This is a genomic window from Ruminococcus sp. AF17-1AC (genome assembly GCF_003461385.1).
Lineage (GTDB): Bacteria > Bacillota > Clostridia > Oscillospirales > Ruminococcaceae > Hominimerdicola > Hominimerdicola aceti.
The window spans coordinates 77,359-89,586 of the sequence record NZ_QTWZ01000003.1 but is presented as its reverse complement, the minus strand read 5'-3'; the positions used below and the strand labels follow the sequence as shown (position 1 = coordinate 89,586).

Sequence of the window (12,228 nt, the reverse complement as noted above, 5' to 3'; positions counted from 1 at the left end):
AACCCTCTGTGTTAAAGCTTAACGACCTCAGTAAAACATAATGTAGGGGCGAACAGCGTTCGCCCGTTCACTATCACGACCGCCCCATATAAAAGCCGCTCGAATAATGAACACTACAATAGTCATATCAAACACATTCCGTCAGCCACGGGCGAACACTGTTCGCCCCTACTGTTGCAGAAACTGAGATCAATAATTTCTATACTTCAAAAAATCAGAGCTTATTTCTTGTTAGTGTCAATGAGCTCAATAAACTCATCAAACAAGAAGTCAGTATCATGCGGACCACCACAAGCCTCTGGGTGGAACTGTACAGAAAATGCAGGCTCGTTGAGATATCTGATACCCTCACAAGTGCCGTCATTGGCATTTACATAAAGCACCTTTGCTTCACCCTCAGGGAGCGAATCGTTCTCTACTGCATATCCATGGTTCTGTGATGTTATGTAAACTCTGCCTGTTTCTGTGTTCTCAGCAGGCTGGTTCGCACCTCTGTGACCATACTTCAGCTTGTGTGTCATCGCACCATGTGCAAGCGCCAAAAGCTGATGACCCAGACAAATTCCAAAAGTAGGTATCTTCATCTCAGAAAGCTTTTTAAGCTCCTCGATTATCTCCACATTCTCCGCAGGATCTCCAGGGCCGTTTGAAAGCATTATGCCGTCAGGTGCAAGCTCCTTTATCCTCTCTGCCTTTGTGTATGCAGGAACAACAGTTACCTCGCAGCCTCTCTTAACAAGCTCTCTTCCAATGTTGTGCTTTGCACCAAAATCGTAAAGCACTACCTTCCTCTTGACCTCTCCCTCAGGCTCGAATGTTTTCTCCTCCGAGCAGGTCGTGTTCTTTACAGCCTCAACTATCGTGTAGTTCTTAAGATCTGTCAGTCCGAAGCTTGAACCCTCAGGAACGATCTTTCCGTTCATAACACCCGACTCACGAACTATTTTTGTGAGCTGACGAGTGTCGATACCGTAAAGACCTACGATGTTATGCTGCTTTAAAAAAGTGTCAAGATCACCCTCACAACGGAAGTTGCTAGGCTCTTGACACCAATCTCTAACAATATAAGCTTTAACATGAGGACATTCACTTTCAAAATCCTCAGGAATAACGCCATAGTTACCAATTAACGGAAATGTCTGAACAACTATCTGTCCGTAGTAACTAGGGTCAGTAAGTGTTTCGAGATAGCCTGTCATAGCCGTAGTAAAAACAATTTCGCCAATAGCTTCGCCAGCTGCGCCGAAACTTTTACCCTCGAAAATAGTACCGTTCTCCAAAATCAGATACGCCTTCTGCACTATAAGCTCCTCCTTTTTCACGCAAATTTTTACGATTACTATTATAACACAACCGCCTGCCTTTGTAAAGGCTTTTAACACTTTTTTTAGTTTTTATTTTTCAGTGTAAATTAAAAAAAACGAGCAGACCGAAGTCCACTCGTCTAAAATACTATTTTCTCTTTTTCAACGCCGCTTTAAGCCCTCTCATGATAACATCTCTCGCCTTAACAGCGTCCTCCTTGTCAAGAGGCGGCGTGTTACCAAGAGGATAATCTATACCAAGCTGCTGGTACTTCACCTTGCCCATAGTGTGATAAGGCAGAACGTCAAGCGCTTTCAAAGTCTTTAGCTGTGAGATAAACTCGCCCAGCCTGAAAAGATATTCTTCCTTGTCCGTGATACCCGGCACAACAACATGACGTATCCATATAGGCACACCATGCTCCGACAAAAACTTCGCAAACGCAAGAATGTTGTCATTGTAGTGCCCCGTAAGCTTCTTGTGTTCCTCACGGTCAATATGCTTGATATCCAGCATAACAAGATCGGTGCATTTGCAAAGCCTTTCAAACTTTTCCGTGCTGTCAGGCGTAAAAGTGATGCCCGAGCTGTCAAGACAAGTGTGTATCCCCTTTTCCTTAGCCTTTTCAAAAAGTTCCGTCACAAAGTCTATCTGCACCAAAGGCTCGCCGCCCGTGCAGGTAATGCCGCCGTTTTTCATGAACTCTTTTACCGAGTCATATTCCGCCAGCAGACTTTCAACCGTCCTCTTTGTACCTGTGCCTATCTTCCAAGTATCAGGATTGTGGCAGTAAAGACATCTCATAGGACAGCCCTGAAAGAAAATAACAAACCTTATCCCCGGTCCGTCCACCGTACCAAAGCTTTCCGTAGAATGTATAAATCCCTCCATGGGATATCCCTCCTTTTTTATTTCGCATGAACGCACGCCCGTTCAGCCTGCACAAACAATTCTGTAGGGGACGGCACCCTCGACGTCCCGTTTCTGCTCGCTCACAAATTTATATCACCGCATACCTATCCGCAAAAAGCAACAAACGAGCGGCAGCTCTCATCCACATAAAACAAGAAGTTCCATGTAAGACGACGCCGACCGCCCGTGTGCATATTATCCGCAAAGAAACTCATTCTATGCGGCAAAGCTCAAATTAAAGGCTCTTGTGGAACGTTCTTGAAATAACGTCGTCCTGCTGCTCCTTAGTAAGCTTTACGAAGTTTACAGCGTAGCCTGAAACTCTGATAGTGAGCTGTGGATACTTCTCAGGGTGAGCCTGAGCGTCCAGAAGAGTTTCTCTGTTAAGTACATTTACATTAAGGTGATGACCGCCTTTTTCAGCATATCCGTCAAGAAGTCCGATAAGGTTGTCTACCTGTGCCTCTGTTGGTTCAAAGTTTGCCATAGTATTACATTCCTTTCTTAGTATTTATGGAAAACAAGCGGAGAACGAACCTCCGCCGTTTTCTAAAATAGGGAGTTAATCTTCATCTCTGTCAACAGCATCCTCTTCTGTAGGCTGACAGCAAGCCGTCTTGCCGTCACCGCCACAATCGGAAGTGCTGTAAGTTTTAACGTTCAGACCTTCTTCGGTTTCGTCAACGTCTATCGTAAGATGACCCTGACCACCCATCATAAGTCTGTCAATGACGTCAACAAGCTCGTTTACCTGAGCCTCGTCCTCGTCCTTTTTAACATTAAACCCCATCTTCGTTAAGCTCCTTAGCTATGCTTTCGATATCAAGGTCGCCCATGAATACCTTGTCGTCCTTGCCAAGAGCGTCAGGAATGATAGAGAATGTGTTTGAGATACCGTCCTGGGCGTGTCTGAATGGCAGCTTAGCAACTGAAGAAAGTGATGCAGAAGCGCCGTGAGTATCTCTGCCGTGCATTGGGTTAGCACCAGGAGCAAGAGGCACACCGATCTTTCTTCCGTCAGGTGTAGAACCAGTCTTCTTACCATAAACAACGTTAGATGTGATAGTAAGGATAGACATTGTAGGAACACCATCTCTGTATGTGTGGTGCTTTCTGATCTTGTCCATGAATGTTCTAACGAGGTCAACTGCGATCTTGTCAACTCTCTCGTCGTTGTTGCCATACTTAGGGAAATCGCCCTCAACTTCGTAGTCAGTTACGATTCCGTCCTCATCTCTGATGCACTTTACCTTAGCGTACTTGATAGCAGAAAGTGAGTCAGCTACAACTGACAGACCTGCGATACCAGTAGCGAAGTATCTCTTAACATCTCTGTCATGAAGAGCCATCTGAACTCTCTCATAAGAATACTTATCGTGCATATAGTGGATAACGTTCAGTGTATTTACATACAGACCAGCCAGCCACTCCATCATATCGTCATACTTAGCCATTACATCATCATAATCGAGGTAATCGCCTGTAACCGGACGATACTTAGGACCTACCTGTATCTTAAGTCTTTCGTCAACACCGCCGTTGATAGCATAAAGCAGGCACTTAGCAAGGTTAGCTCTTGCACCGAAGAACTGCATTTCCTTACCGATCCTCATTGAAGATACACAGCAAGCGATAGCGTAGTCGTCACCGTGTGTAACTCTCATAAGGTCGTCGTTCTCGTACTGGATAGCAGAAGTCTTGATAGAAGTCTTAGCACAGAACTTCTTGAAGTTTGAAGGAAGCTTTGTGCTCCACAGAACTGTCATGTTCGGCTCTGGTGCAGGACCAAGGTTCTCAAGTGTGTGGAGATATCTGAATGAAGTCTTTGTTACCATTGGAACGCCGTCGATAGAAACGCCGCCGATAGACTCTGTTACCCAAGTTGGGTCGCCTGAAAACAGTGAGTTATACTCAGGTGTTCTTGCGAACTTAACAAGTCTGAGCTTCATGATAAAGTGGTCAACAAGCTCCTGAGCCTCCTGCTCTGTGAGGATACCTCTGTCCATATCTCTCTTGATATAGATATCGATAAATGTAGAAGTTCTGCCAAGTGACATTGCAGCACCGTTCTGCTCCTTAACAGCAGCAAGGTAGCCGAAGTACAGCCACTGGATAGCTTCCTTAGCGTTCTTAGCAGGACGTGAGATATCGTAACCGTAGATCTCGCCAAGCTTCTTGAGTTCGCCAAGGGCTCTGATCTGCTCAGAAAGCTCTTCTCTGAGCCTGATGTTCTTAGAAGTCATTCTTACCAGTGAAGTAGCAAGCTGATCCTTCTTGTCCTCAACAAGATAGTCTATACCATAAAGAGCAACTCTTCTGTAGTCGCCTATGATCCTTCCTCTGCCGTAAGCGTCTGGAAGACCTGTGATGATAGCAGCGTGTCTGGCAAGCTTCATCTCAGGTGTGTAAGCGTCAAAAACGCCCTGATTGTGAGTTTTTCTATATTCAGTAAAGATCTTTACAACTTCAGGATCAACTGTGTAGCCGTTCTGCTCGCAAGCATTCATAGCCATTCTGATACCGCCGAAAGGCTGAAGAGAACGCTTGAAAGGCTTGTCAGTCTGGAAACCAACGATCTTCTCAAGATCCTTGTTAAGGTAACCAGGACCGTGTGAGGTGATAGTAGAAACGATCTTAGTGTCCATATCGAGAACACCGCCGGCTTCTCTCTCCTTCTTTGAAAGCTCCATTACCTGTTCCCAGAGCTTAGTAGTTGCTTCTGTAGGGCCTGTAAGAAAGCTGTCGTCACCGTCATATGGTGTGAAGTTCTTCTGGATAAAATCACGAAGATTGATAGAAGTGTTTGACCATCTGCCGGGCTTAAAGCCTTCCCATTCGTCATAAAACTGTCTTTCCATTTTATACTCTCCTGACATAAGATTTCGGGCAGCACATATTACCTCAATATTCAGTATTGCATACCTATTAATAATACTACCGCTCGTATGTTAAAATAATAACATACTTCAAAATCAAAGTCAAGTCACATTCAGAAATATTACTCTTACGCCATACTTCTTTCATATGTTAGAATCGGTTACCCAATTCACGGAAAATTATTTGAATAAAAAAAGTGATCGCCTACAAAAAGCTCAAACATTTTTTGCAACAAAAGCGGTGCAGAGCATTCCGCTCCGACACCGCTTTGTGATTTATTTTTTGCAATTCTTCTGTTGCTTTTCTGCACCGCTTGCAGGCTTACACCTATCAAGGCTCTCTCCGCAGACCTTTTGCTCGCTTCACTCGTGGGTGCTTTTACTTTGTGTTGGTGATTTGCTCGGTATGGCGCTGCCATTCCTCACTCCTCACTCCTCACTTAAAAACTACGCTCTCTCGACTTTGAGCAGATTTGTCGTTCCGCTCATTCCAAGCGGTACTCCTGCTGTAATAACGACAAGGTCGCCCTTCTTCAGATAGCCAAGCTCCACAGAACGCTCCAGAGCGTGTCTGATGAGTTCGTCAGTGTTTGTTTTCTCTTCGATAACGCCTGCTCTGATACCCCATGAAAGGCTGAGCTGATGATATGTTGTATCGTCAGTTGTAAGTGCGATTATAGGACAGTTCGGACGGAATTTTGAAAGCGTTCTTGCTGTTGTTCCGCCCTTTGTTACTGTCAGGATCGCTACAGCATTAAGGTCATGGGCAGTTGTAACAGTAGCGTGTGAGATAGCATCAGTGATAGATGAATTTCTCTCGTCTGCTCTTTTCTTGAAACGTGAGATATAGTCGATATCCTTTTCGGTCGTTTCTGCAATAAGGCTCATGGTCTTGACAGCCTCAACAGGATATTTACCCGCGGCAGTTTCCCCTGAAAGCATTATAGCAGACGAGCCGTCATAAATAGCGTTTGCAACGTCGGTTATCTCGGCTCTTGTAGGACGTGCGTTTGTTATCATAGACTCCAGCATCTGAGTTGCTGTGATAACGTTCTTGCCTGCGTTGTAGGCTTTTCTGATAAGCTCTTTCTGGATAGCAGGTATCTGCTCGAAAGGTATCTCAACGCCCATATCACCTCTTGCTACCATTATTCCGTCAGCAGCGTCAAGGATCTCGTCAATATTGGCAACACCCTGAGCGTTTTCTATCTTAGCGATGATTCTAGGATTGAACCAGCCAAGGCTCTGGGTAAATTTTCTAAGATAAATAACGTCAGCACCTGTTCTTACGAATGAAGCTGCGATATAGTCAAATCCCATTTTTGCGCCAAATTCAAGGTCAGACATATCAGCGTCAGAAATGTAAGGCATAGAAAGGTTTACGTCAGGAACGTTGATACCCTTGTGGTCGGAAACAACTCCGCCGTGGATTACTTCGCAAACGATGTCAGTGCTGTCAACTCTGGTAGCTTTCAGCTCGATATTTCCGTCATTGATAAGTATTCTAGTGCCTACAGAAACGTCCTTTGGAAGCTGTGGGAATGTGATAGAGCAGATAGTTTCGTCGCCCTCCACTTCTCTTGTGGTAAGTGTGAATGTATCGCCGTCCTTGATAGTAACAGGCTTGTGATCCTTAAAGTTTTTAAGTCTTACCTCAGGTCCTTTTGTATCAAGAAGAGTTGCAATATTAACGCCAAGTTCTTCCCTTAGCTTGCATACAGTTTCAAAGCGAGCCTTATGAACACTGTGGTCAGAGTGTGAGAAATTGAATCTCGCAACGTCCATGCCGTTTTTCATAAGCTCACGCATAATGTTTTCGTCATCTGTGGAAGGTCCGATAGTGCATACGATCTTAGTTTTTTTCATTTTTACTCTCCTAACATACATTGCTATTTCAACGCATTAGCATTTTAATCTAAAAAACAAAGCTTTTTCATTTATTATAACCGATTTTAACTTAATCGTCAATAGCGCAATGTATAATTTGTGTAAAATCGAAAGACAATATCAGACATTTGTTTTAAAACAAAAAACGGACGATATCAATAACCGCCCGTTCAACATCTTATCTTCCGAAGCAATCCTCGCAAAGCTCACGAAGATCCTTTGCCGCCTTTTCAATATCAGGCTGAGAAACCACCGCAGAAACTACCGCAGCGCCGTCAATACCCATACCCTTAAAGTTCGGCACAGTTTTTTGATTAACTCCGCCTATTATTACGATAGGGATATCCACAGCGGCTCTTATTTCTACAAGTTGTTCCTTTGTGACAGCTCTTGCGTCTGTCTTGGTGTTGGTGGCATACATTGCACCAACGCCAAGGTAATCTGCACCGTCTGCCTGTGCTTTTTTAGCTTCTTCAAGAGTTGCCGCAGAAATACCTATTATCTTGTCCTCACCGAGGATTTTTCTTGCAACTGCACACGGCATATCGCTCTGTCCAAGATGAACGCCCGCACAGTCAACAGCCTGTGCAATATCAAGTCTGTCGTTGATGATAAGCGGCACATTGTATTTGTCCGTTATCTTTTTTACTCTGACTGCAAGCTCATAGAATTCTCTTGAAGTGCAGTCCTTCTCTCTTAGCTGGATAACTGTACAGCCGCCTTTTACGCCCTCCTCTACCGACTGCTCGATAGTTTCGCAGGACATAAGCCCACGGTCAGTGCAGAGATAAAGCGTGTAGTCAATTTTCGATTTGTCCATTTTTTTACCCTCTTATCTTTTATCATAAAATAACTTCCATACCTGTCTTGTATGGCTTCAACCCTGCTTTTTCGTAAAATTTTCTTGCCGATGGATTGCACTCCCACACGTTGAGAGTAACATTATAACAGCCCTGCTCCTTAGCGAATTTCTTCACTGCCTCGTAAAGTACCGAGCCGATATGCTGACCTCTGCATTTTTCATCAACACACAGATCGTCGATATACAAAGTTTTTATATCCGTGAGAACATTGTCGCCCTTATGCTCCTGAAACACACAAAAAGCGTAGCCCTTCATAACATCATTTTCATCAACTGCGGCAAATATAGGCTTAGTTTTATCCTTTAGCATATCCTTAAGCTCGTTATCAGTATACTTTTTCGCACCCTCTTTAAAAAGGTCAGGTCTGCCCTGCTGATGAACTCTCTCTACCTGATAGAGCAAGCTGTTCATTTGCGGTATATCCTTTTCACAAGCAAATCTTACGGTCATTTTTCATTCTCCTTTGTATGAAAAAGTATAATATGCAGTGCAAACGGACGAACACTGTTCGCCCACGCAAGCAACATCACCACATAAAATTTAGTGGCATCACATTGATATGATACCACTAGATCTGAAATATTGCAATACTAAACTTCTTCTATCTTAGCCTTAGCCGCAAATACCTGACTATTCATTTTGCTGATTGCGTCAATGATAGAAATATGGAAGCTTCCTGAGCCTATCTCTCCAGCATTTTCATATGCGAACTCGCCTGCTATGCCCATGCTTGCAATGCCTGTTACAGCGGCGGTATACATATCGTCGCAAGCACCTGCGAATGAGCCTACAAGTCCTGTTGTCATACAGCCTGTGCCTGTTACCTTTGAAAGATATGGGTGACCGTTTGATATCCTTGCGACTCTTTTTCCGTCTGTTATTGTATCCACCGCACCTGTGATAGCTGCAACGCAGTTATACTTTGCGGCTGTTTTTTTCGCAACGGAAACAGGGTCGTTTTTCTCGTCAGCTTCCGAGGTGTCAACACCCTTTGTGGAAACTTCTAGTCCTGCAAGATATGACATTTCAGAAAGATTTCCTCTGAGTATGCTTATCTTCACATTTTCAAGTATACGCTTTGCAGTTTCATTTCTGAAATTTGATGCTCCTGCTCCAACCGGGTCAAAAACTACAGGAACGCCAAGCTCGTTGGCTTTCTTTCCAGCAGCTACCATTGACTCGACCGTTCTTGCATTGAGAGTACCCATGTTTATAACGAGAGCCTTTGATATAGAAGTTATATCTGCTGCTTCTGCGATATCGTCTGCCATGATAGGTGAAGCACCAATGGCGAGAATGCAGTTTGCAACGTCATTTACAGTAACATAATTTGTGATACAATGCACCAAAGGGCATATATCTCTTACCTTGTCTGCTGCTTTCGCACAGCTTTCAATTATAGAACCCATTATGCTCTTACCTCCTTTGAGAAGCCAAGGAAATTATCAAATACTTTTGCCTTTTTAAGAGCTGTAACGATAACGATAGCAAGAACTGTACCGCCTGCACAGCTTACAAAGAAAGGCAGGATATAAACTGTTATTGCTGCGGCTGGTGCGCCAACGAGAAATCTGGCAACAGGATATGCAAGAAGTCCGCCGAGGACTGATGTGCCGAAAAGCTCGCCAACATAAGCGGCAGGGAGCTTCTTTATGTACTTATAGAGCATACCTGCAACGAATGCGCCAACCATTGAACCCGGGAACGCAAGGAGAGAGCCAAGTCCCGGAAGATTTCTGAGAAGTGCGGCTGTGAAGCCAACGCCCACTGCCCATGCAGGTCCAAGGAAAACTGCACCGATTATGTTTACAAGGTGCTGAACAGGTGCGCACTTTGAAGCGCCGATAGGGAACGAAACAAGCGAGCCTACCACTGCAAGGGCTACCAATACTGCTGCGAATACCAATTTGTGAATGTTTGTCTTTTTCATTTTTATTCCTCCATATCGTATCGCACCGCCGAACGAAAAAGAGCAAGTTATCCAGCGGCGCACAGACCGTGGCTATGCTATCCGCTCACGATCTGACGTAAATTATTTTCGGTCGGTGCTCCATTGCACCCTCTCACCCCGAAACACGGGTTCCCTCGCTGAATACTTTTTATGAAAAAGTTCGCAAGACGCTCCTCTTGCACATTACATTCTTTTTATATCTGCTCTCATGCAATTGTCCGATTTTTTGTACAATTGTCGAGCTGACATTCAATTTTTATATCATGCGGGCGAACGCTGTTCGCCCCTGCATCGAGTTTTCTACTTCTCTGAGCAGAATTTAACCTCTTTGCCCTCGAGTATCATGTTTGTTGTTCTAACGGCACACATCTTGCCGCACATTGAGCAGGTATGTCTGTCGGCAGGTGGGGTCTGCTCAAAGAATCTTCTTGCCTTTTCACCGTCAAGTGCTATCTCGAACATTTCGTCCCAATCCATTTTGTGACGTGCTGCTGCCATTTTATCGTCCATATCTCTTGCACCCTTTACGCCCTTTGCGATATCTGCGGCATGGGCTGCTATCTTGCTGGCGATAATGCCCTCCTTAACGTCGTCAACGTCCGGAAGTCTGAGATGCTCGGCAGGAGTAACATAGCAGAGGAAGTCTGCACCGCTTGCTGCGGCTATTGCTCCGCCGATAGCTGATGTGATATGGTCATAGCCAGGTGCGATATCTGTTACCAGAGGTCCAAGTACATAGAAAGGTGCGCCGTGGCATATCTTCTTTTCCATTATCATATTTGCGGCGATCTCGTTCATTGCCATATGGCCAGGACCCTCTACCATTACCTGAACGTCCTTTTCCCACGCTCTCTTTGTGAGGTTGCCAAGCTCGATAAGCTCGGAGATCTGAGCGGCGTCGGAAGCGTCTGCAAGACATCCCGGACGGAGTGCGTCGCCAAGTGAGATAGTAACGTCATACTCTCTGAGTATTTCAAGCACCTCGTCATAATACTCAAAGAATGGGTTCTCATTGCCTGTCATCATCATCCATGCGAAGAGCAGTGAACCGCCACGGGAAACGATATTCATTTTTCTTCCCTCACGTCTGAAAGCTTCGATTGCACGTCTGTTGATACCTGCGTGGATAGTCATAAAGTCAACGCCCTCTTCTGCATGGGCTTTTACTACCTTAAGAAAGTCCTGAGCGGATATCTCAAGGAGGTCTTTATCAAGGTAGCCGATAGCGTCATACATAGGAACAGTGCCTATCATGGCAGGCGACTTTGCTACTAGCTCTTTTCTGAAAGTATTGGTCTTGCCGTAGTTTGACAGATCCATGATAGCTTCAGCGCCGAACTTGATAGCCATATCCACTTTCTGCATCTCAATGTCATAATTCTTAGAGTCCCCTGAGATACCGAGATTTACGTTTATCTTAGTTTTAAGACCTTTACCGATACCCTCGGCAGAGAGAGCAGTATGGTTCACGTTGGCAGGGATCGCCACCTGACCTGCTGCAACAAGAGCCATAAGCTCGTTTACATCCATATTTTCTTTTTTAGCCACTGTTTCCATTTCAGGGGTAACGATACCCTTTTTAGCGGCTTCCATTTGAGTTTTATAATTTCTCATAGAACAGTTCCTTTCAAGTCGTAATAGTCATAAAAGTGATTAACGGGGCTATGTCCTTTGCCCACTGTGAATGATTTTTCTATTGCCTCGGTGATATAGTTTTTCGCCTTTGTTACAGCAGAGAGCATATCCATACCGTGGGCAAGGTTTGCAGTTATGGCAGATGACAAAGTACAGCCAGTGCCATGGGTATTAGGCGAATCAACACGCTTGCAGGCAAGCTTATGAACGCCCTCTGGGGTACAGAGATAATCCACAGCGTCGCCGGTGAGATGACCGCCTTTGACGAGGACGTTTTTTACGCCCATATCCATTATTATCCTTGCGGCTTTTTCCATATGGTTTTCATTCTTTATCTCCAAGCCTGAGATAGCTTCGGCTTCGGGGATATTCGGTGTAAGGAGCGTAACTATAGGAAAGAGCTTTTCCCTCATGGTGGAAACAGTTCCGCCCTCAGAGAGAGCGTCTCCGCTTGTAGCGACCATGACGGGATCGCAGACGATAATACTTGGTTTATACTCATTAAGCTTATCCGCAACTGCTGAAATAATTTTGGCAGTTGGGAGCATACCGAGTTTTACGGCATCGACGTGGATATCCTCAAACACAGCGTCTATCTGTTTTTGTATCTCCTCAACGGGTACGTTGAAAACAGACAGCACACGGGTAGTATTTTCAGCGACGACAGATGTAATAACGCTCATGCCGAAAGTTTCATTAGCGCTGAAGGCTTTAAGGTCGGCTTGTATACCTGCGCCACCGGAGCAATCCGAGCCTGCCACTGACAAACATTTTAACATACTTTATTCCTTTCTTATGG

Annotated in this window: 13 protein-coding genes; all 13 read right to left on the bottom strand. The window is 44.8% G+C overall.

The window, feature by feature from the left end:
• Positions 1–221 precede the first annotated feature (221 nt).
• On the bottom strand, positions 222–1,304 hold the full coding sequence (locus tag DWW81_RS03230) for a carbamoyl phosphate synthase small subunit (RefSeq protein ID WP_041337647.1): 1,083 nt from the start codon (positions 1,302–1,304) through the stop codon (positions 222–224).
• A 148-nt stretch (positions 1,305–1,452) separates the two neighbouring features.
• Positions 1,453–2,196: a pyruvate formate-lyase-activating protein gene (gene pflA / locus DWW81_RS03225; RefSeq protein WP_117896695.1), complete on the bottom strand. Its 744-nt coding sequence runs from the start codon at positions 2,194–2,196 to the stop codon at positions 1,453–1,455.
• Positions 2,197–2,452: 256 nt separating this feature from the next.
• The gene (gene grcA3, locus DWW81_RS03220; protein WP_022287416.1) at positions 2,453–2,704 is read right to left on the bottom strand and encodes an autonomous glycyl radical cofactor GrcA3; all 252 of its coding nucleotides are present in this window, start codon (positions 2,702–2,704) and stop codon (positions 2,453–2,455) included.
• A gap of 75 nt (positions 2,705–2,779) precedes the next feature.
• Positions 2,780–3,007 (bottom strand): hypothetical protein, encoded by a 228-nt coding sequence (locus DWW81_RS03215; RefSeq protein ID WP_117896696.1) that lies wholly within the window; start codon positions 3,005–3,007, stop codon positions 2,780–2,782.
• Complete coding sequence (gene pflB / locus DWW81_RS03210; RefSeq protein WP_117863209.1) at positions 2,997–5,075, bottom strand: formate C-acetyltransferase; 2,079 nt, start codon at positions 5,073–5,075, stop codon at positions 2,997–2,999. The genes DWW81_RS03215 and pflB overlap by 11 nt, the downstream gene beginning before the upstream one ends.
• A gap of 188 nt (positions 5,076–5,263) precedes the next feature.
• Positions 5,264–5,512: a hypothetical protein gene (locus DWW81_RS03205; protein WP_117896697.1), complete on the bottom strand. Its 249-nt coding sequence runs from the start codon at positions 5,510–5,512 to the stop codon at positions 5,264–5,266.
• A 28-nt stretch (positions 5,513–5,540) separates the two neighbouring features.
• A complete protein-coding gene (gene pyk, locus DWW81_RS03200) occupies positions 5,541–6,959 on the bottom strand; it encodes a pyruvate kinase (protein ID WP_117878010.1) in 1,419 nt (472 codons plus the stop codon).
• Positions 6,960–7,158: 199 nt separating this feature from the next.
• The gene (gene thiE / locus DWW81_RS03195) at positions 7,159–7,800 is read right to left on the bottom strand and encodes a thiamine phosphate synthase (protein WP_117856612.1); all 642 of its coding nucleotides are present in this window, start codon (positions 7,798–7,800) and stop codon (positions 7,159–7,161) included.
• 22 nt (positions 7,801–7,822) lie between these two features.
• Complete coding sequence (locus DWW81_RS03190; protein ID WP_117896698.1) at positions 7,823–8,293, bottom strand: GNAT family N-acetyltransferase; 471 nt, start codon at positions 8,291–8,293, stop codon at positions 7,823–7,825.
• Between the two features lie 140 nt (positions 8,294–8,433).
• On the bottom strand, positions 8,434–9,252 hold the full coding sequence (thiM, locus tag DWW81_RS03185) for a hydroxyethylthiazole kinase (RefSeq protein WP_117856614.1): 819 nt from the start codon (positions 9,250–9,252) through the stop codon (positions 8,434–8,436).
• A complete protein-coding gene (gene thiW, locus DWW81_RS03180; RefSeq protein WP_117896699.1) occupies positions 9,252–9,773 on the bottom strand; it encodes an energy coupling factor transporter S component ThiW in 522 nt (173 codons plus the stop codon). Before thiW ends, thiM begins: the two co-directional genes overlap by 1 nt.
• A 321-nt stretch (positions 9,774–10,094) precedes the next feature.
• The gene (gene thiC, locus DWW81_RS03175; RefSeq protein WP_117896700.1) at positions 10,095–11,408 is read right to left on the bottom strand and encodes a phosphomethylpyrimidine synthase ThiC; all 1,314 of its coding nucleotides are present in this window, start codon (positions 11,406–11,408) and stop codon (positions 10,095–10,097) included.
• Positions 11,405–12,208: a bifunctional hydroxymethylpyrimidine kinase/phosphomethylpyrimidine kinase gene (gene thiD / locus DWW81_RS03170; RefSeq protein WP_117896701.1), complete on the bottom strand. Its 804-nt coding sequence runs from the start codon at positions 12,206–12,208 to the stop codon at positions 11,405–11,407. Before thiD ends, thiC begins: the two co-directional genes overlap by 4 nt.
• Between the last annotated feature and the right edge of the window lie 20 nt (positions 12,209–12,228).

Excerpts from the sequence above, each read along its gene's own strand:
- thiD (WP_117896701.1), bottom strand. The coding sequence starts at position 12,208 with ATGTTAAAATGTTTGTCAGTGGCAGGCTCGGATTGCTCCGGTGGCGCA.
- grcA3 (WP_022287416.1), bottom strand. The coding sequence starts at position 2,704 with ATGGCAAACTTTGAACCAACAGAGGCACAGGTAGACAACCTTATCGGA.
- thiM (WP_117856614.1), bottom strand. The coding sequence starts at position 9,252 with ATGGGTTCTATAATTGAAAGCTGTGCGAAAGCAGCAGACAAGGTAAGA.
- thiC (WP_117896700.1), bottom strand. The coding sequence starts at position 11,408 with ATGAGAAATTATAAAACTCAAATGGAAGCCGCTAAAAAGGGTATCGTT.
- thiW (WP_117896699.1), bottom strand. The coding sequence starts at position 9,773 with ATGAAAAAGACAAACATTCACAAATTGGTATTCGCAGCAGTATTGGTA.
- DWW81_RS03190 (WP_117896698.1), bottom strand. The coding sequence starts at position 8,293 with ATGACCGTAAGATTTGCTTGTGAAAAGGATATACCGCAAATGAACAGC.
- thiE (WP_117856612.1), bottom strand. The coding sequence starts at position 7,800 with ATGGACAAATCGAAAATTGACTACACGCTTTATCTCTGCACTGACCGT.
- pflA (WP_117896695.1), bottom strand. The coding sequence starts at position 2,196 with ATGGAGGGATTTATACATTCTACGGAAAGCTTTGGTACGGTGGACGGA.
- pflB (WP_117863209.1), bottom strand. The coding sequence starts at position 5,075 with ATGGAAAGACAGTTTTATGACGAATGGGAAGGCTTTAAGCCCGGCAGA.
- pyk (WP_117878010.1), bottom strand. The coding sequence starts at position 6,959 with ATGAAAAAAACTAAGATCGTATGCACTATCGGACCTTCCACAGATGAC.
- DWW81_RS03205 (WP_117896697.1), bottom strand. The coding sequence starts at position 5,512 with ATGGCAGCGCCATACCGAGCAAATCACCAACACAAAGTAAAAGCACCC.
- DWW81_RS03215 (WP_117896696.1), bottom strand. The coding sequence starts at position 3,007 with ATGGGGTTTAATGTTAAAAAGGACGAGGACGAGGCTCAGGTAAACGAG.